Here is a 19,358-nt window from a genome sequence, read left to right on the forward strand (position 1 = left end):
AGCACACATACCAAAATGAAACCAACAAATAGCATAATGACTCGGATCGGGATAGTCGCCACAATAGCCCTACTCACCGTAGCCTGTGGCAAGTCCGGTAGTACCGGCAACACCCCATCCGAACCGGAAATAAACGAGTGGAAGCCCTCCGACCTGGCTACCACCGAAAAGCTAATCTCCGTCAAGATTGGCGAGAGCTCCATCCAGGAGCTCAACATTGCCAAAGGAGCAGGCGAGTACAGCGCCTTTGCAGTGGACACCACAGTAGTCCGTGTCAAGCTAGTCGACAAGAAGACAATGCCGGAGGGAGGGAGCTCGACTCGAGCTGCGAGGCAACCTCAACGTGTCAACAGGAAGATAATGCTGGAGGGACTACGCCTCGGACGCACCGACGTCATCCTCTCCGACAAGAGCGGGAAGTACATCAAGGTCCCGGTCACCGTCTACCGCGTCGATGAGATCAAGCTCAGCACTCACGAGCTCAACCTACCCGGCCTACCCAAGTCCAAAAAGCGTATCGAGGTAGAGGTCCTCGATGGCAACGGAGGATACAGCTGCGAAAGCGACAACGATCGAGTGATCGTGGCGATGGACCCAACCGGGAAAAAGGTCATCCTGAGTCTCAACTACGACCAAGCCGACTTTACGGCCAACATCACCGTCAAGGACCAGTCCGACAAAGTCACAGTCCTCAAAGTCAAGGGCGAAATTACCGACAACCCCTTCACACCGGATGTCGTAGAGGAGATCCTCAAGCAGACCCCACGCTACTACTCCTACAATGGAGAGCAAATCAACTTTTGGGGCAACAACAACAAACACGGTCGCAACAGCTACCTCTACGGTGGCAACCAGTGGGGCGATGCCTACACCCTCTCCTTCTCAGGAGACCACACCACAGGTACCAAGACAAAAGGTAAGCTCGTCCTAAGGACCAGATCCGGACGAAATATCGAGACCGATGTTGACCTGGAGATCCTAAAGGCAGACGGCACCACAGCATACATCGTCTACAAATACACGGACAGCACCGGAAAGATCAACTACGGGTATATCGTCGACAAAGACCTCAGCGCCATGCCTGAGTCTCTCGAGCTGGCAAAAACCTCCCTCACCTTCACCCCGACAAAGGATGAGCCGGAGACCATCAAGGAGACTATCAAGGTCAACTCCGGGAAAGGACCATTTACCTTCGTCTCCTCCAGAGAGACCATACAAGTCAAGGAGGTAGAGGGAGATATCCAGGTAACCGCCACGACCATCCCTCAGAGGTACGATGCCAACATCATTGTCACCGATGCCAATGACCAAAAGATGATCGTCAACATCACCGTCGAAGGGTTCTTGAAGCCACTGGAGATCAGTGAACAAAACCTCAACATTCAAGGCGAGAACGAAGGCGAAGAGATCACGAAGACAGTGAAGATCCTCAGCGGAGGCGGAGGCTACACTGTCGAGTCCGACACACCCGACAAAGTGACTGCCACTCTGACCGGCAACACCATCTCCATAGTGGCCAAGTCCGGAGCACAAGACTACACCGCCATCGTCACCGTAGAAGACCGCTACGACCAAAACAGCCGAATCTACGTCAACGTCAAGCGTGCCAAAGAGGTGGTCCGCTCCGAGCTGAAAGTCTCCAAGAGCCGAGTGACCCTGTCCGGTCAAAAAGGAACCAAAGTAGAGGAGGAGGTAACCATCCTCTCCGGAGCAGGTGGCTACAGAGTAACATCCAGTGACCCAAGCGTCACAGCGACCCTTGTAGGAGACAAGATCCGCATCAGCGCCACACCGGATGACAACCAGCACGTCGCCAATATCATCCTGACGGACAGCAAGAATCAAGAGCTAGCGATCAACGTGACCGTACAGCCGGGTGCCTCAGCCGGTGGCGAATACGCCGACTTCCTGGCAGACAACACAGTGCGCTACTTCTACCAAGGCGAGCGACCACTTGACCTTAGCAGAGCTAGCTTCCTGAAGTCTTCAACACAGTTTGGCTTCCGCATATTTTCCAGACCAAAGATCCAGGTGAGCCTTTTTGGATTCACCGACCGGACGGTGGGAGTCAAACAAAATGTACGGATCACAGTCCTCGGTGTTTGGAACAAAGAGTCCATGATGCAACAGTACCCCGTTCGCTCACTCGAAGTTCTCAAAAATGATGGGACAAACGTATGGATCAAGCTGAGCTATGGGACCAAGAGCAACGCCACGGTCACCCTCTTCATCTGCGACAAACTGCAATAAGTCAGACTACACATCCACACGAAGCAAAAAGGAGTGGAGTACCGATGGTGCTCCACTCCTTTTTTGCTCCCGATACGGACCACCTATTTTCCTTCTATCCGTCTAAGCAATCCCTTCTATCCGTGAAAAAGATCGCTTCTATCCGTGAAACTCAAGGGTCCACATAAGTATCTGATTATCAACACCTCCCAAAAAGTGTTTTTTTTGACCTCAAAATCGCCTAGGCATTTGCGATGAACGGCAATAAGTTAGGCCAAACATACAAGCAAAGGACACGGAGAAAAGTACTATCTGTGCCCCTCTTCTTGTTTGCTCTGATACGAATAATTTTTCCCCCTTTCCTCTGTGGAGGGCATATCTTGGTGTTCAAAAGTCAATTTTTATATCTACTTTTGTGGATAAAAGGAAGTGTTTGCTTGTCTCTAGTTTAATAACACATGTTTTCACCAAGGGCGGATACCCACTTTACATTCATTGATTTATTTGCTGGCATTGGAGGCTTTAGATTAGCCATGGAGACTGTCGGTGGTCGTTGTGTGTTTTCCAGCGAGTGGGACAATGATGCGAGGAGGACCTATTACCACAACTTTGGAGATTTACCTCATGGAGACATCACTAAGGAGACTACCAAAGCAAGTATTCCGAAGCACTTTGATGTACTATGTGCTGGTTTTCCATGCCAAGCCTTTTCTGTTGCTGGATATCAAAGGGGGTTTGATGACACTCGTGGGACCTTGTTTTTTGATGTGGCAGAGATTGCAAAAGTCCACAAGCCCAAAGTCCTACTTTTGGAAAATGTAAAAAACCTCCAATCGCATGACAAAGGCAGAACCTTTGATATAATACGGAGGACACTAAATGAATTGGGCTATACTGTATATTCAAAGGTACTCAATGCCATGGAGTATGCCAATGTGCCTCAGAATAGAGAGCGCATATTCATAGTGGCTATAGACCCCTCTCAGTTACCCAATCATGCCGACTTCGCTTTCCCTGATAAGATCGAACTAGTATCTACCATACACGACTGTATTGATGAGGGAACAGCGACAGACAACCTCTACTATACAGCAGAGAGGATGAAGCACTATGAGGTGTTGAAAGATGATATCACATCTAGGAACACACTGTATCAGTGGCGTCGCAAATATGTAAGGGAGAACAAGAAAAATGTTTGCCCCACACTTACTGCAAATATGGGAACAGGGGGCCATAATGTTCCCCTTATGCTGACGGACAAGGGCATTCGCAAGCTATCTCCCAAGGAGTGCCTCAATTTTCAGGGTTTTCCTCACGAATTCCAATTTCCTAATGATCTATCAATGGCGGCTAAGTACAAACAGGCCGGTAACTCAGTGGTTGTTCCTTTAGTGACTAGGATATGTCAATCAATAGCATCTCTTTTGAAGGAGACTTCATCCAGAAGTGGAGGGAGAACAGCAAGTACCTCCAAATGCTTACGGTTGTAAGCAAACTCTCCAGACTTTTCTCTCTCAGTTCAACTCCCTATATAGATTACCGACTTGTGGAAAACTTATTCTGCAAGTACTACCAAGCTATCAATGATGCACGCCTTTGTACTGCCTATGATGCAAGGATAGGCGACATCGGGATAGGCATCAAGACTTTCATTCTCAACGGAAAGTATAAGATAGAAAAGATAGCGGAGTTTAACAAGCTAAAACGAGAGCTTGACAAGTGTAGTGGAGTAACCCTTGCAAAAAAATTAGCGGAGTTTCGAAACGATCGGATCAGTTTTTCCAAACGCAACTATAATCTCACCGAAAGTATCTATCATATTGTCGGACGCCATGACGGAAGACTAGAATTATTCAACTGTCCGTATGATCCTATTCTTATAGACGAGATAGGGGCTGTGAGGAGTACACGTAGCGGTCTGACCTTCTCAGACGGACTGAATGAGTATTCGTTCAACAGCAGTAAGTCGGTACTAATGATGAAGTTTGTTATTCCCGAAGATTGTGTCACCCTGTCTGTTGATATTTTGGAGGATCCTTTTGCCTTGCTAGAACAATTATTGCTTGAGACCGATGAAACTAAGAATAGGGATGCCCAAGTAGACAGGCCACAGAGGCGAGGGATTGACTACGTAATCCTACCTCTCTACTCTCAAAAGGGGGATAGTAAGTATGTACCCCCCAGAAGTGGATTGAACCAATGGAATGCCAAGGGGAGACCTCGTGATCCAAATGAGGTATATATTCCTATTCCAATAGCTGTACACTATGCTTACCCCAATTTTTTTCCTAATAGACAGACCCCATTTTTGCTAAAACTACCTACGGGACAGACTCTAAGTGCCAAAGTTTGTCAACAAAACGATAAGGCACTCATGTCAAATCCTAACCAAGACTTGGGTAAGTGGTTGCTCCGCGATATGCTCTGCTTAAAAGAGGGTGAGCTTGTGACGATGGAGATGCTCAATAAATATGGTATAGACAGTGTGATGATACGTCGCTTGTCTTTGGATGGGGGAAAGACCGATAGCAATACTCCAGTGTACTCCCTCAGTTTCCAATCGGATGGCTACGAAAGCTACGAGGCATTTATCAAGAAACAATAAGAACACATTGCAGGGGAAAAGGAGGGTAAGGGGCGAATTTGGTACCTTTGTGCAAGAAACACTACGACTATCAATAGGCTGATCGCAAGAATGACGGCCTATCGCATGATTTTGACCCGATGTTGACGCACCCCATAGACTTTCACCCCGTGTCTCCGGATGACCGGGAACGCATCAAGCAGTATGCGGCTATCAACCCTTATCGCAACTGTGACTATTCTTTTGCCAACCTATACAATTGGAGCCCCTACTACTGTACGGAGATCGCCTACCACAGAGGGATGATGATTGTCCGCTTTAGGAGCCCTGAGGCGGCGCGCACTGCTTACCTGATGCCGATCGGTGGGGGGGATCTGATGGCGACTCTGCAGGATATGGACGAAGATATGCAAAAGTCGTATGGGCACTCGCTCACGATCATGGGGGTGGTGGATGATGGCTTGGAGCTCCTGCACCATACCTACCCGGACCAACTGCATGTCCTATCATCGCGCGACTACTCCGACTACATCTACCTTCGGGAAAAACTCTGCACCCTCTCGGGCAAAAAACTGCAGAGCAAGCGCAATCATGTCAATAAGTTTGAGCGGGCCTACCCTTCTTGGCAATACGAGGAGATCGACAGTAGCAATGTGGAGGAGTGCCTGAGCTTGGAGAAGGTCTGGTTCGGACAAAGTGAGCAAGGTCAGGATGTGGTGGACGAGAAGCGGATGGTCTATCGGGCATTGTCGGAGTACGACCGTATCGGGATGATGGGGGGGTGCCTACGTGTGGATGGAGAGGTGATTGCTTTTTCGCTAGGTATGGAGATCAATGCCGACACCTACGATGTCTGTATCGAGAAGGCAGATGTGGACTACGATGGGGCCTTTGCGATGATCAATCGGGAGTTTGCCCGCCGGATACCGGAGCAGTATCGCTACGTCAACCGCGAGGAGGATCTGGGGATCGATGGTCTGCGCCAAGCCAAGCTGTCGTACAAGCCGGTGGAGATCCTGACCAAGCATACGGTGGTCCTGTCGTACAATGACTAGTATCCCCTACAGCGAGGAGTGGCGCAGGCCATTGCTCTCGCTTTTGTCTCAAGCCTTTGGGGCCGAGTACCTGGCCTACTACGAGCTCCAAGTCGACCACTGGGGGGCTCAAGCACCAGAGGCCATGCGCCTTTGCTTGGACGAGGAGGGAAGTACCCTGCTGGCCTACCTCCTTGTGGCAGACTACTTGGAGATCAGCTCTGAGGACCTATATGCCTACCTCTACTGCGTCTGCACGCTGGAGAGTAGGCGAGGCGAGGGGATCATGGGGGGACTACTCAGGTACGAGGCCGACCAACTGCGCCAAATGGGGTACTGTGGACTGACACTCATCCCCTCCTCTGTGGCACTAAAGGGCTACTATGCCGGAGTGGGGTTTGGGCCGGCAGAGACCCCCATCTACACCCACGAGCCGGTCGGCTCTGCCCTCCCGCTCCTCTGCCCGGGCCAGGTGGCCAAAGGGTACTTGGAGTCCTTGCCCCCGGCTAACCCCGACTACCCTACCCATACGGACTCGTATGGCAATACCCTACTCTCCCCTCCTGCCGGCTGGATGCTCTACCCCCTCATCCACAGGACACAGACACCGGCACTCGTCCAACCGCTGACCTAGGCCCGTTTTTTTCCAAAAATACCTACTTTTATCTATTCCCCTTTTGGTACTTTTTGGGTACCTTGGGTCAGAAAAAGTAATGCTTATCCACAAAGAGAGACCTTTCTCAAGAGGTCTCCATAAAGCAACAGGTATCAATCATGACACAGAAAAAACAACTCCCCACACGTCCCAACTCTGAGTGCACCACCATACTCGTCGGTAGCGAGATGAGTGCCGATGGCTCCCGCTTCGTCGCACGGTCGGAAGACTGGACATCGCTCGAGGCCAAAAACATAGAGATCCACCGAGCCGGCACCTTTCCCGGCAATACTTTCCGAGCCATCGACAGCCACTTTGGCTGTCCTCTGCCCGAGCAGGCACATGGCTACTTTGCCCTGGCACCACACAGCATGCCCGGCACATGGGGTAGCGCAGGATTTAATACCCAAGGGGTGGGAATGAGTGCCACAGAGAGTATATTCAGTAACGCACAAGCACTCCAAGCAGACCCGATGGAGCCCGACCGTATCGCCGAAAACAGTGTCTTCAACATCGTCCTGCCCTTTATCTCCTCTGCACGTGAGGGGGTGGAGCGTCTGGGACAACTGATCGGTGAGTATGGGGTGTCCGAGGGATTTGGCGTAGGATTTGTGGATGAGGATGAGGTGTGGTATCTGGAGACGGCCTCCGGACACCGCTGGCTCGCCTGCCGACTGCCGGAGGACAGCTACTTCGTCACGGGCAACCAAAGCCGATACCGGCAGTACGACCCCAAGGACAAGGAGAACTACCTGGCCTCGGAAGACCTAATGGACTTTGCCAAGCAACACGGACTATGGGATCCGACGACGGGTGACTTTGACTTTCACAAGGCATACATCCGTGACGAAAAGCTGGACACTACCTACAACTACCCACGTGTATGGGGCTTGCAGGGAATCCTCAACCCCCATACCAAGCAAGTAGTCACCAAAAATGACTTCCCCGTATTTGCCCAAGCCGAAGCAAAGATCGATCTCCCTATGATGCGTCGTCTCTTTCGCTTTCACTACAACGGCACGGAGCACGACCCCTATCTCCACAGCAATCCACACGAGCCCTATCGACCGGTATCCATATTTCGTACCACACAGACTCACATCCTCAATGTACGCCCCGAGCTACCGATGGCTATCGGTTGCGTGAACTATTTCTGCTTTGGGATGGCCGCACTAGGTGTCTTTTTGCCCATGTATCAGGGAATCAAAAGCGTGCCCGAAGCCTACCAAAAGGGTGGCAGCCACTCGGCAAACGACTCGGCATACTGGAAGTTTAGGAAGGTGCAGGCACTCGGCATGATCAACTACAACAAGTATGCCCCGATCATCCAAAAGCGCTACGCAAAACTGGAAGCGGAAATCGACCAACGGCAAAGGGAGATGGAACGACTCTACCTACAACTCTGCGACGACCAACACTTCGCCACCGATCGAGTGTTGCAGGAGTTTTCGGACGATGTGCTCCACCATGCACTCGAGGTGACCGACCAACTCATCGAGGACCTTTTTACACAACTGACAATCGACACGGAGCAAGAGTATCTCTTTCACGGTGCATGATCTTCGTCACCCGTATACACAAAAAAAGCTCACTATCCGGTGAGCTTTTTTTGTGGAGTATAGGGGGAAAAAAAGACCCATTATGCGGATCGTGGCAACTACTGTGGGCCGTATAAAAAAGAGACACGTTTTGCAAGCCAAAGAAATATAGGTACCTTTGCAGTAACATACAAACCAACCTCCCACCGAGGTGACGTGGATAGATTTGTGCCCGCTTGCAACCACGACAAAAAAGAATGCTAAAACTGCGCCTCCCCACTCAGATCCACACATCGCTTGGCGGATAGGGGAAACAAGGAGGCTACATTTGATTCAACATTCGACAGTCACTGCTCAAGGCACGTATTGCGTCCTATGAGTGGTGTTTTTTTTGCACACTCATGACGTCGAGCCAAGGTGGTACAAACCATTTTTTTTGAACCATGAATACCTACGACAAGAGCTATCTCTTTACCTCTGAGTCCGTAAGCGATGGGCATCCGGACAAGGTGGCTGATCAGATATCAGATGCGATCCTAGATCACTTTTTGGCACAAGACCCGGAGGCAAAAGTAGCCTGTGAGACACTCGTAACCACCGGACAAGTGGTCGTGGCAGGTGAAGTAAACTCCACGGCATACGTGGACATACCGGACGTGGCACGACAGGTGATCCAGGACATCGGCTACAACAAAAGTGAATACTTATTTGACGCACAGTCGTGCGGTGTCCTGTCCGCCATCCACGAGCAAAGCCCGGATATCAATCGCGGTGTGGTGCGCAAAGAGGCACGCGAACAAGGTGCCGGAGACCAAGGCATGATGTTTGGTTACGCCACAGCAGAGAGCGACAACTACATGCCACTGCCCGTAGAGCTGTCGCACACACTACTCCAAGTCATCTCCCAGATCCGGAAAGAGGAGCCGGAGCTGATGCCCTACCTCCGACCGGATGCCAAGAGCCAAGTGACCCTGGAGTACAATGCAGACCGGACCCCAAAGCGGGTACACACCATCGTGCTGAGCGTACAGCACGACGACTTTGTCCGACCAACCAATGGACGCTCACAGGACGAAGCAGATCGGATGATGCAAGAAAAAATACACCGAGACCTCCAAGAGATTGTCCTACCAAGAGCAATCGAAAAATACTCGCCGGAGGTACAAGCCCTTTTTGATACAACTCCGATGTTGCTGACCAACCCCACTGGGAAATTTGTGATCGGCGGGCCAGCCGGCGACACTGGTCTAACCGGTCGCAAAATCATCGTCGACACCTACGGAGGACGTGCTAGCCACGGTGGCGGGGCATTCAGTGGCAAGGATCCGAGCAAAGTAGATCGATCCGCCGCATACGCCGCACGCTATGTCGCCAAAAATATGGTAGCAGCAGGCGTGGCCGATGAGCTCTTGATCCAGGTGGCCTACGCCATCGGTGTTGCCGAGCCTGTAAGTGTATTCGTCAACACCTACGGACGAAGCAATATCCCCCTCAGCGATAGCGAAATCGCCAAGGCCATATCCGAGATCTACAGCCTCACTCCCTACAACATCATCAGCTCCCTCAGACTGAAAAACCCTATCTACCAAGAGACCTCAGCCTACGGTCACATGGGACGCACCCCAAGGACGCTACAAAAGCACTTCTCCGATAGATACATTGATCCGATCACGCTGAATGTTGATCTATTCACCTGGGAGGAATTGACCTTGGTGGACCGCATACGATCCTACTTTGGCCTATAAGGGACTTTCCCTATCCGACGAATAAAGACCGGGCAGGAGTGATGACCAAACGATCGCCACTCCTGCCTGAGCTTTTAGCACTCAGCTCCAAAAGTAGGTGCCCTTGCAGCAGGGAAAAAGCCTTGCGATTGGCACAAAAAAATACGCCCTAAGTCAACTAATCTGAGACTTAGAGCGCCAAAAACCAAAAACTTACAATCTATGAACACAAAACGTGTGTGCGACTGAAGGGACTCGAACCCTTACGGCTATTAACCACTAGATCCTAAGTCTAGCGCGGCTACCAATTACGCCACAGTCGCGATTCATCCCATCTCGGGAAATGCACCGCAAAGGTACAAAAAATAGTCGTCCCAACCAAACACCACTCTCCATTTCACCAAGGAGCCCCTCCACACCCCCATGCAGACCGGCAAATAAAAGACAAATGGCTGTGATAGCACCTCTATAAGCTCTGCTATCGTCAGCCATTTGTCATCTTCGTCGGGGTACCAGGATTCGAACCTGGGACCCCCTGCTCCCAAAGCAGGTGCGCTAACCGGACTGCGCTACACCCCGAGCGTATCGTTTGGCATCATTACTTACGCCTAACGTGGTGCAAAGGTACGCAATTTTTTCTTCTCCACCAACTTTCCTCTCAACACGGGTGCCCCCCGACGATCTCAGCCCGGATCCGGTAAAAGCAAGCACCCCCGAGGGAGACCTTGTCTTCCTCGGAGGTGCTCAATATTTTGTGCCTAGGCGAGCAGTCGCCTAGTATCTACACCGGTTACTTCTGCGTAAAGAAAGCACTGTCGGGGACATAGGAGAGGCCCTCACCCTTGTCAAAGCGTGCCCACTGTATGCGGACATCACTCCAGGCACTTGGCCAGCCCTCGTGCACCTCTACGATATAGGTCCACTGTATCTTGTGAAGGCCCTTGGCGAGTGCAATAGTCTTGTCTTGGCGGGTAGGCCATTTCTTGATCGCGCCCTCATTGTCGATCAGCAGTTGATCATCGATCCAGAGGCGATTGTTGGTGGTGCTAAAGCGGTAGACACCATCCTCCGGGATATTGATATAGCCACTGTAGATCAGGCCGGACCACAGGATGTTGTCCATCAGGTGATCCTGAGTTTGCTTGACATACATAGGGGGCTTGGTAGCGGCGATTGCGGAGTTTTGGAGATCAGATCCACCGGACACCTTGGAGACCATGAAGTCAGTCTCGGGAGTAGCCAACAGCTCATCAGAGTCTGCGAATTTGCGATCCGCTCTCAAGACCTTGACACCACTCTCCAGCTCGTCACTCTCCTCTGCCACAGCAGGAGCATACTCCTGCTTGAGGACCTTGATCTCACGTACAGGACTCATCTTGCCACTGATCAGTACGGAGCGAATCTTCAGGGTCGCATCCTCCTTGAAAACAAGGGGCTCGCTGTATTCGTTGGCCGCCTTGAGGGTTGGTTCACTGCCATCGGTGGTATAGATGATCTTGTAGACCGGATCAACCGTGCTGAATGGGATCACTACAGAATCCCCTACAAACGCCACATGGTCGATACTCTTGTTGTCTCCCTGCTCAGGTTGAGGGATATAGTAGATGTAGTCGTGTAGGTCGTAGCGGACGCGGAGGTTGTTGAGCCTACGCAAAAAGTCGTCATAGTCCTTGCGCTCCAGCGGGGTCCATGCGATCTCGGAGAGTGCGGCCACACGTGGCTGAGACATATACTCGTACTGCTCTGCTGTGTAGAAGTACTCGGACCACAGGTTGACCTGCACACCCAGTACATGGTGACGCTTGTCGGCATCAATTGCCTCGGGGATCGGGTCGTAGGCATAGACCTTGCTCAGAGGGGCATAGCCTCCGATAGCCAGTGGCTCCACATTGGGGTCACCTTGGTAGTGATCGAGGTACATTCCTCGCCAGGAGGGGGTCATGATCACATCGTGACCCATATTGGCAGACTTGATACCGCCATCCTCTCCGGTCCAAGACATCACGATAGCTGATGGAGCCAGACCACCTTGTAGGATCTCCTCCCAGCCAATCATCTTTTTGCCCTTGGATACTAGGTACTCCTCGATCTGGTGGATGAACCAGCTCTGGAGCTCTTCCTCACTCTTGAGGTTGTTGTCCTTCATGCGCTTTTGGCACTTAGGACAGGCCTTCCAGTTCGCCTTCCACGCCTCATCACCTCCGATGTGGAAGTAGTCAGTGTGAAATAGCGGCAGGACCTCATCGATCACATCCTTCAGGAACGTAAAGACCTCATCATTGCCGGCGCAGTAAATCTCGGTAGAGATTCCCCATATATTGCGCACCTCATAGGGGTACTCAGCACCGTGGCAACCCAGCTCGGGATAGGCGGTGACAGCGGCATCGGAGTGGCCGGGCAGCTCGATCTCTGGGATCACCTCTACATAGCGCTCATCGGCATACGCCACAATGTCCTTGATCTCCTCTTGCGTGTAGAAGTAGGGGCCATACGTAGAGCCATCACCCTCGACACGAGTGGCACCCTCTGCGGTCAGCTTGGGGTACTTCTTGATCTCGATTCTCCAGCCCTGATCCTCCACGAGGTGAAAGTGGAGCTTATTGATCTTCAGCATAGAGAGCAGGTCGATGGTCTTTTTGATCTCATTCACATCCATGAAGTGACGACCCACATCGATATGCTGTCCACGATAGGCAAACCTTGGGTAGTCCTTGATCGAGACAAAGGGGAGACTCCAGTCCATACCGGGCACCACCTTGGGGCTCTCCACCTCTGCAGGCAAGAGCTGCATGAGGGTCTGCATCGCCCAAAAAGCACCTCGGGGTGTGCTCGCCTGGATCTGCACCCCACGATCAGGAGTCACATCCAGAGTATACCCCTCCTCCTGTGGCACCACGTCCGTACCCACGAGGGTCAGCGAAATGACCTCCTTGGAGGGCTCAGCCTGCTCAGCCACAGAGATACCGAGACCGGTAGAGGTATTGAGTTTGTTGGCAAAAAAGCGAGCAATACTCTGCAGTTCCTCACCGGCACCGACGATGACCGTCTTTTTGGTAAGGGAGAGCTTGCCCTCTTGGGTCTGTTGGAGCTCGACCGGCTGGGGCACCACGTTGATGCCTTCGTTGTACGGCTTCGGCTCAGCGGCATGCTGAGCACAGCCCGTCAGTGCCACAACCATAAGGCTGAGGACGAGGGTAGATGTCTTCAGGAAGTTCATGCTATTTGTTATGAGATAATAAATGTGTAATAAAATATCCTACCACAAAGATACTCAATATAATCTAGACAAAAGATTCACCCGCAATGATGACCAAACGGTAGCTTGTCAGAAGAAGAAGAAAAGCAACTATGTTTTTTTGTGGGAGGCTGCCATCGCAATATTCAGGTGCCAAAATAAGCCTTGTCTCCCCCAAAAATTTGGCCGATCTGCCTTGCGACCCCTGGCGGGGTCGTAGGGAAGGGGGCGGGGCTTGCGGTCCCGGGGTCTTCGGGGCTTTGCCCCTCGACACCCGGGCTATGAAAGAGGCACCCCTAGCGGGGTGCTGACGACCCAACTTCGCTGACCTGTTTTTGCCAAGGCGATATTGGCGATTGATTTTGCGACCCAATTTTGCCGACCCACCTTGCGACCCTTAGTTTGTCCAAGTGACGGGGCAGATGTCCGGGTATGCCGACCCCGAAAGGGGTCGCTCTTTCATAGCCGGGTGGTCGAGGAGGGGCGAAAGCCCCGACGATGACCCCTGGAAAAAGCAGTCACCCCCACCACCTCACGACCCCGCAAGGGGTCGCAAAACAGATCGACAAAAGAGATCGGCAAAAGCCGAGTAGACAGTCCGGGTATGTCGACCCCGCAAGGGGTCGCGCTTTCATAGCCGGGTGGTTGAGGAGGGGCGAAAGCCCCGACAATGACCCCCGGGAAAAGACGGTCACCCGCCACCTCACGACCCCGCCAGGGGTCGCAAAACAGATCGGCAAAAGGGGTCGGCAAAAGGGGTGATTTTTCGGATCAAAAAAGGCTACCTTTGGTGGTTCTGATAGTCAGATAGTTACAAAGACCCTTGAGTTTCACGGATAGAAGCAATCTTTTTCACGGATAGAAGCGAACCTTTTCACGGATAGAAGAAATCGCTTAGACGGATAGTAGGGAAAAAACAATCCCGTTTTTGGCGACCCCTTTTGCCGACCTGCTTTGCGACCCCTGGCGGGGTCGTTTTTTATTTCGGAGCTTGCAGACCCGGGGTCTTCGGGGCTCCGCCCCTCGACACCCGGGCTATGAAGGAGGCACCCCTGGCGGGGTGCTACCGACCCAAACCGGCTGACCTGTTTTGCGACCCTTGGTTTGTCCAAGTGATGGGGCAGATGTCCGGATCTGCCGACCCCGCAAGGGGTCGCTCTTTCATAGCTGGGCGGTCGAGGAGGGGCGAAAGCCCCGACGATGACCCCCGGAAACGAGGATCACTCGCCACCTCACGACCCCGCCAGGGGTCGCAAAACAGATCGGCAAAAGGGGTCGGCAAAAGCCGAGTAGACAGTCCGGGTATGTCGACCCCGCAAGGGGTCGCGCTTTCAGAGCCGGGTGGTCGAGGAGGGGCAAGGCCCCGACGATGTCCCCCGGAAAAAGGTAGCCACCAGCCACACTACGACCCCGCTAGAGGTCGCAAAAAGGGTCGGTAAATTCGGTCAGGCGGTCTGGGGCTACCGACCCCTCTCTGGGGGTCACTTTTCGGTAACGATGGCTCTCAGGGTGGCGTCTTTGGTCAATTCGTACCTGTAGAGTCTGCCGCGCGGGATGCTAAAACGCTCCACCAGCCCACCGGGACCGAGGGGGGCCTTCTCACCTGCCAGACGGAGGTAGTCGGCATAGCTGCTTGGCTGGCGGTTAGGTGGCACGATCATCAGGGGGAGATACTTGGTCTCACCCGTGACAAGCTGTATGCGTAGGTGGACGATGCCACTGCCCTCCGGACCGGTCCAGCGACTATTCTCCGGAGCATAGCTCCTCACCTCGGGCAGTCCGACGCAGTAGAGTTGCCCCAATTTGTCAAGGGGTGTGAGGGGGTAGTAGTGTAGCTCTCGCCGACGGTCTGCCTCCCTTGAGTAGGGGTAGCCAAAAAGGCCGGCCTCAAGTCGATCGACGGGGTAGGCAATCTCCACGGATCGCACCCAGGGGGTCTCTCCATCATCACTTGGCAGGGTGTGGATCTCCAGCAGGGAGGTGGTGGGGATAAGCTCGGGGGTGATGAGGATGAGCTTGTGCGACTCCCTCGCTCGGGGTAGTTGTCGCAGGAGACGCCCCACCAAGGGGATACGGAGAGGCCGGTCCGACTGGCGCGTCGGGGAGAGAAGGTGGGTCAGTCGTAGGAGGGCACGCTTGCCGGAGATCTGCGACAGCGCATGCGTGTCAAGTCCTATGTATCGTTCATTGGCGATGAAGAAAAACTCATACGTTCCCTCATCGAAAATGACCGGGTCGGTACAAGTGAGACGGTCGGGGTGTAGCTCTCGGTCTGCGCCCTCGTAGCGGAGGAGACGATTGTAGACCACCTTGCCTCGGAGGTCGACCGCCACCAAACGCAAGGAGGAGAGCCCACCAAAGTACCGCTCGGTACCCTCCGGCAGGGCAAGGTGGGGGTGCTCAAAAACGACAGCGACCTTACCCTGACCGGGGTCAGGATAGGGGTCGCTGTATAGACGGTCTCTACATCCCACGGAGAGGAGAGAGAGGAGGCAAAACCAAAGGCTTGCCCTATAGTATTGCCACAGAGGGTGTCGCACGTAGGACCTTTTGGTCAGATCCTCGTTATCCCTTGGGTACGACAATCTCTCTGCGCTCATTGAGTATCAGAGTAGATTTAGGTCAGTGTCCACGCTATGCACCAGCCAGTTGTTGACCTTGATCCAAGCCACCTGGTAGCCCTCGTCGCAGTTGGGGCAACGCTTCACCTTCAGGTCGACTGTGAAGTCGCGGTCGCATCGCATATTGATGTCCGCACCCTTGCGAGCAGCCGAGAGGATGAGGGCGATGAGGTTTTGTTGGAGGGGTTGCTGCGCACCCTCCTTGGAGATGGTGACAAAGCTATTGTGACCGCTCTCCAGGCCTAGGGTGGTAAAGGTGGCGATCAGCTCTCCATTATGCTCTGCCTCACAGCCCGGCTCGGGAGGGCCAACGTAGGTATTGGGCTTGCGGACAATCTCCGCTACGTACTTGTAGGGGTTGTCCTGTGCAGTGGTGAGCATCCTGCCATCGCCACTGTATCGGTCATTGGCGGAAGAGACGGTGAGCGAAACCTTCTCGGGCTCCTCCAGGCCGGTGATGTGTACCGTGACTCTGTTGGTCAGTTCGGTCATATTGACCTCCACGGGGGTCACCTCCGGAGTGCCCAGACGGTTGAGGGGCTTCAGGGGCACCTGCTGGCTCACACCACGGTAGACGACACGCCCCTTGAGGTTGATGTCGGTGCGTAGCTTCGCAAATAGCTCCTTGGCCGGTACCATGGGGGTCACCTCAAAGCAATCCTTGTCCAGCCCCGACCATGCCGCCACACGGATCGACTCAGAGGATGGGATCCTCATCTTTACTTTGGTCTGTTCCGAGAGGGCACCCTCGTATGTCTGGGTGGCCACTACCTCCCCCTTTTCGTTGTAGGCGACAAGGAGGACGGACTTGATCTCAGCCGGGTAGCTGCGTTGAGTGGCACACTCTGTCTGGCTGTAGAGGGAGACCTCCAGATCTCGTGCACAACCATCTAGTTGCTCATATACCGATGAGTGACACCCTCCCATCAAGAGGAGCGGAAGGAGGGTCAGTGCTGTATTTAGTATTCTCTTAGTCATATCTAATGTTTATTAGAACTTATGTTCGTAGCTATGTATGCCCCACCCTACGTTGTTCACTTGGATGGTCATGGAGGTATCCTTTACCGGTAGGTGCTCATCATTACTCGGCACTTTTTCGTCCGGATCCAGGTGATGGAGGTAGGAGTAGCGGGCGTCAGTGGGGGTCTTCACAAAAGGAATCCCCGAGAGCCCCATCCGCACAAAGCCGGTGATGTGTACGTGGTAGATATTGTTGCGCAACACGGGGGCTGAGTACCAGGTGGTCCTGTTTTTGGTACTGGGGTTCACCCAAGCGTAGTACACCATCAGCAGACGTCCATCTTCTATAGATTTGTCCTTCCTTTTTCTGATCAGTACCTCGTAGTTAACCACCTTATCCCTATTCGTCGCAGTGTACCATGTGACATAGCCGAGGTGGAGGTCTAGAGCTTGATTTTCATCAGCAGCTCCGAAAGATCTGGCCAGCTCCGGCTTGACCCTGCCATACAGGTAGTAGTTCATTGCGTTTTGCTGCTCCTGCGTAAGTGTCTCCGCCTGCTTGGTGCCATTCAGTACATCGTTAAATAGAGCAAGCAACTCCTGCGTTGGCTCCGGTAGATCGGTGGCGGTTGCGCCTTTACGAATAGCTTGATTTCTTTTCTCTATTAGTGGGGTAAGCCACGCATCACTCATCTGTAGGTTGTGCCCACCGCCACGATACCGCACCGGGATGACGTGGTAGTCGAGGTAGAACTTCTGCTCATCGAGTGAGTAGTAGATACGGTTGGCGCCCAGCTCATAAAGCTTTTGAGTGTAGTTATCTTTGAACCAACTCTTCTTCCCCAATAACCTGTTATAGGTGTCCTTGACGTTTTTTTCTAGCTCTTTAATCTCTTTGTTGATTCTACCGGCTTCCTTTTTGTTCTCGTTTGCATCGACTTTTTTATCAGCCTCTCTTAGTTCAGCCCATTTAGCTTCTGCCTTCTTTCTCTGCTCGTTCGTCTTGTCTTTGCTAATATATCTGGATATCGTATTTAGATCACTTGCAACACGACCCTCGAACTTCTTGCTATCGAGTTCGCCATTTTTGTACTGTTCGCGACACTTTAAGATCCTATTAAGTCTGTCTATTCGAGGCTTTTGATTATTCAAGTATGGTGTAACGAGAACTACCCATTCATTCTCCAACTTTTCCACTTCCTCTTGTAGTGGTTTCAGCGTTTCTTGAACAGTCTTGAGCTGCTGCTTCTTTTGTGCGATCTCTGCATTCCACTGAGCGACGGTCTGGTCATAAAGAAGCTGTCTCTTGGCTATGTCAGATGCGATGCCGTCAGAGGTGGCGTTGGACCAAGGAAGGCTTGCGATATCAAAGGCGGCAATGATGGCAAAGAAGGGGGTATTGCCCTTGCGGTATTCGCTATCGGTACTATCGCCCCACTTGTGGGTGGTCTCGGTCACGTAGCAGCTACCCCATAGTGTGGTAGGATACGGCTTATTATATGTGAAATCTGTAACGATATAATCTTCAAAACCTCCTTCGACCAGTTCCAGACGGCGCAATAGCTCCGGTATCATCAACTTATTTTCCTTCATGATCTCTTCTTTCTTGGGGAAGAGCATCGATCTGAAGTAGTTATCACTTATCAGAGTGCTTGCTGAGAAGTCGGGGTAATTACGTGTTTTCGTCTCGTAGGTAGAGAAGTTAATGAAGTTATCGGGGTTCAAATTGCCTGATGAAGGGGTCTTGGTATTTTTGTTGCCGTACCAGTTGTCGTCCGTTGTCTGGGCAACGGGGTAGAAGGTAGGCTCAAAGTTGAGCACCTGATAGTAGAGCCCTCTCAGCTTCATTTGCGACTTCTCCGGGTCGCCCTTTATCCCGGTATTCAGTATGCTGTTGTCTGCTGTTACCACTGCCTGGGCTAATACACGGCGGACACTCATGGTGACGAGATTGGTCCGCGAATTCGTCACCTGTGTCTCAGTGACATTGGCCTCTACCGTATTCTCTTTACTAAGACCGGAGCACATCATATGGTCACGGTAGTTAAGAAAGGGAGGTACCTTTTCATCCGGCTTAACATTATCAAGGTACACGCTCAGTGGCGTATCTTCATTTTTATACAACTCGGCCGGATACGTTTTGAATGAAGGCACCGGAGCCACTTCTTTGTGGGGCTGAGCGAGCACTTTCCTGGCGATATTGGGATCAGGGCGGAAGGCATACATCTCCGGCTGAGTAGTATAGGTGATACCGCTTTCCCCCTGGAAGGGAATAGGCTCCGCAATGCGCTCCAAGAAGTCACTCTTATTGCTGAGTTTTTCACCTAGCCAAGTGACATACTGATCGGGGGGATTAAGGAAAGCATAAATGGTCTTTTCCCCGGGAGAGGTCCTCCAAGGCTTCAGCATCAACTTTCCATTATTAAAGTCGAGGATATCGGCACTGCCTGCAATATCGCCACCAATGTAGTGTACCTCGTCACGGTCATCGGAGAGGACGTAGACGGCAAAGGTGGTGAAGTCGTCATCACCGGACCAATTGCTGAGGTAGTTTTCGCCCGAGCTATCCTCCACATCACCGGTATTGCCTCCCATACGTAGGCTCAGGGACATGTAGGTGGTACCGTATGAGGGGGTCACACCGCTCTGTGCCGGATCGGGGGTAACCGTCACGAACGTCTCCTTCCGACAGCCACCGGCACCTACGAGGAGCAGGGACACCATCAATAGGCTGAATATTTTGGATCTGTATATCTTAGTCATCATCATTATCTCTGA

General features: G+C 52.4%; 11 protein-coding genes and 2 tRNA genes. 7 read left to right on the forward strand and 6 right to left on the reverse strand.

Features of this window, described 5'->3' with window-relative positions:
- The first annotated feature begins 15 nt into the window (after nucleotides 1-15).
- From AC1EK1_RS04825 to metK, 7 genes are all read left to right on the forward strand, one after another.
- On the forward strand, nucleotides 16-2,250 hold the full coding sequence (locus AC1EK1_RS04825) for a hypothetical protein (protein ID WP_480306662.1): 2,235 nt from the start codon (nucleotides 16-18) through the stop codon (nucleotides 2,248-2,250).
- A gap of 437 nt (nucleotides 2,251-2,687) precedes the next feature.
- Nucleotides 2,688-3,719, forward strand: coding sequence for a DNA cytosine methyltransferase (locus AC1EK1_RS04830; RefSeq protein WP_480306664.1), 1,032 nt, complete (start codon nucleotides 2,688-2,690; stop codon nucleotides 3,717-3,719).
- A complete protein-coding gene (locus AC1EK1_RS04835; RefSeq protein ID WP_480306665.1) occupies nucleotides 3,632-4,834 on the forward strand; it encodes a hypothetical protein in 1,203 nt (400 codons plus the stop codon). Before AC1EK1_RS04830 ends, AC1EK1_RS04835 begins: the two co-directional genes overlap by 88 nt.
- 119 nt (nucleotides 4,835-4,953) lie before the next feature.
- Nucleotides 4,954-5,868, forward strand: coding sequence for a DUF2156 domain-containing protein (locus AC1EK1_RS04840; RefSeq protein WP_480306666.1), 915 nt, complete (start codon nucleotides 4,954-4,956; stop codon nucleotides 5,866-5,868).
- On the forward strand, nucleotides 5,861-6,481 hold the full coding sequence (locus AC1EK1_RS04845) for a GNAT family N-acetyltransferase (RefSeq protein ID WP_480306667.1): 621 nt from the start codon (nucleotides 5,861-5,863) through the stop codon (nucleotides 6,479-6,481). The genes AC1EK1_RS04840 and AC1EK1_RS04845 overlap by 8 nt, the downstream gene beginning before the upstream one ends.
- A gap of 140 nt (nucleotides 6,482-6,621) precedes the next feature.
- Entirely contained in the window at nucleotides 6,622-8,061 is a 1,440-nt protein-coding gene (locus AC1EK1_RS04850) for a C69 family dipeptidase (RefSeq protein ID WP_480306669.1), read from the forward strand.
- Nucleotides 8,062-8,483: 422 nt separating this feature from the next.
- On the forward strand, nucleotides 8,484-9,785 hold the full coding sequence (gene metK / locus AC1EK1_RS04855) for a methionine adenosyltransferase (protein WP_480306670.1): 1,302 nt from the start codon (nucleotides 8,484-8,486) through the stop codon (nucleotides 9,783-9,785).
- A gap of 219 nt (nucleotides 9,786-10,004) precedes the next feature.
- On the opposite strand, the gene AC1EK1_RS04860 is transcribed toward metK, so the two are convergent.
- The 6 genes from AC1EK1_RS04860 to AC1EK1_RS04885 form a co-directional block, all read right to left on the reverse strand.
- A tRNA-Leu gene (locus AC1EK1_RS04860) sits at nucleotides 10,005-10,087 on the reverse strand.
- A gap of 181 nt (nucleotides 10,088-10,268) precedes the next feature.
- Nucleotides 10,269-10,343: transfer RNA gene (locus AC1EK1_RS04865), tRNA-Pro, on the reverse strand.
- Between the two features lie 211 nt (nucleotides 10,344-10,554).
- Complete coding sequence (locus AC1EK1_RS04870) at nucleotides 10,555-12,981, reverse strand: family 20 glycosylhydrolase (RefSeq protein WP_480306672.1); 2,427 nt, start codon at nucleotides 12,979-12,981, stop codon at nucleotides 10,555-10,557.
- A 1,499-nt stretch (nucleotides 12,982-14,480) separates the two neighbouring features.
- A complete protein-coding gene (locus AC1EK1_RS04875) occupies nucleotides 14,481-15,599 on the reverse strand; it encodes a hypothetical protein (protein ID WP_480306673.1) in 1,119 nt (372 codons plus the stop codon).
- 6 nt (nucleotides 15,600-15,605) lie between these two features.
- Nucleotides 15,606-16,598: a FimB/Mfa2 family fimbrial subunit gene (locus AC1EK1_RS04880; RefSeq protein ID WP_480306675.1), complete on the reverse strand. Its 993-nt coding sequence runs from the start codon at nucleotides 16,596-16,598 to the stop codon at nucleotides 15,606-15,608.
- A gap of 12 nt (nucleotides 16,599-16,610) precedes the next feature.
- Entirely contained in the window at nucleotides 16,611-19,349 is a 2,739-nt protein-coding gene (locus AC1EK1_RS04885) for a fimbria major subunit (RefSeq protein WP_480306676.1), read from the reverse strand.
- Nucleotides 19,350-19,358: the final 9 nt, after the last annotated feature.

The organism is Porphyromonas sp. C0026D3, assembly GCF_056590775.1.

Excerpts from the sequence above, each read along its gene's own strand:
- AC1EK1_RS04825 (WP_480306662.1), top strand. The coding sequence starts at position 16 with ATGAAACCAACAAATAGCATAATGACTCGGATCGGGATAGTCGCCACA.
- AC1EK1_RS04830 (WP_480306664.1), top strand. The coding sequence starts at position 2,688 with ATGTTTTCACCAAGGGCGGATACCCACTTTACATTCATTGATTTATTT.
- AC1EK1_RS04835 (WP_480306665.1), top strand. The coding sequence starts at position 3,632 with ATGTCAATCAATAGCATCTCTTTTGAAGGAGACTTCATCCAGAAGTGG.
- AC1EK1_RS04840 (WP_480306666.1), top strand. The coding sequence starts at position 4,954 with ATGTTGACGCACCCCATAGACTTTCACCCCGTGTCTCCGGATGACCGG.
- AC1EK1_RS04845 (WP_480306667.1), top strand. The coding sequence starts at position 5,861 with ATGACTAGTATCCCCTACAGCGAGGAGTGGCGCAGGCCATTGCTCTCG.
- AC1EK1_RS04850 (WP_480306669.1), top strand. The coding sequence starts at position 6,622 with ATGACACAGAAAAAACAACTCCCCACACGTCCCAACTCTGAGTGCACC.
- metK (WP_480306670.1), top strand. The coding sequence starts at position 8,484 with ATGAATACCTACGACAAGAGCTATCTCTTTACCTCTGAGTCCGTAAGC.
- AC1EK1_RS04870 (WP_480306672.1), bottom strand. The coding sequence starts at position 12,981 with ATGAACTTCCTGAAGACATCTACCCTCGTCCTCAGCCTTATGGTTGTG.
- AC1EK1_RS04875 (WP_480306673.1), bottom strand. The coding sequence starts at position 15,599 with ATGAGCGCAGAGAGATTGTCGTACCCAAGGGATAACGAGGATCTGACC.
- AC1EK1_RS04880 (WP_480306675.1), bottom strand. The coding sequence starts at position 16,598 with ATGACTAAGAGAATACTAAATACAGCACTGACCCTCCTTCCGCTCCTC.
- AC1EK1_RS04885 (WP_480306676.1), bottom strand. The coding sequence starts at position 19,349 with ATGATGATGACTAAGATATACAGATCCAAAATATTCAGCCTATTGATG.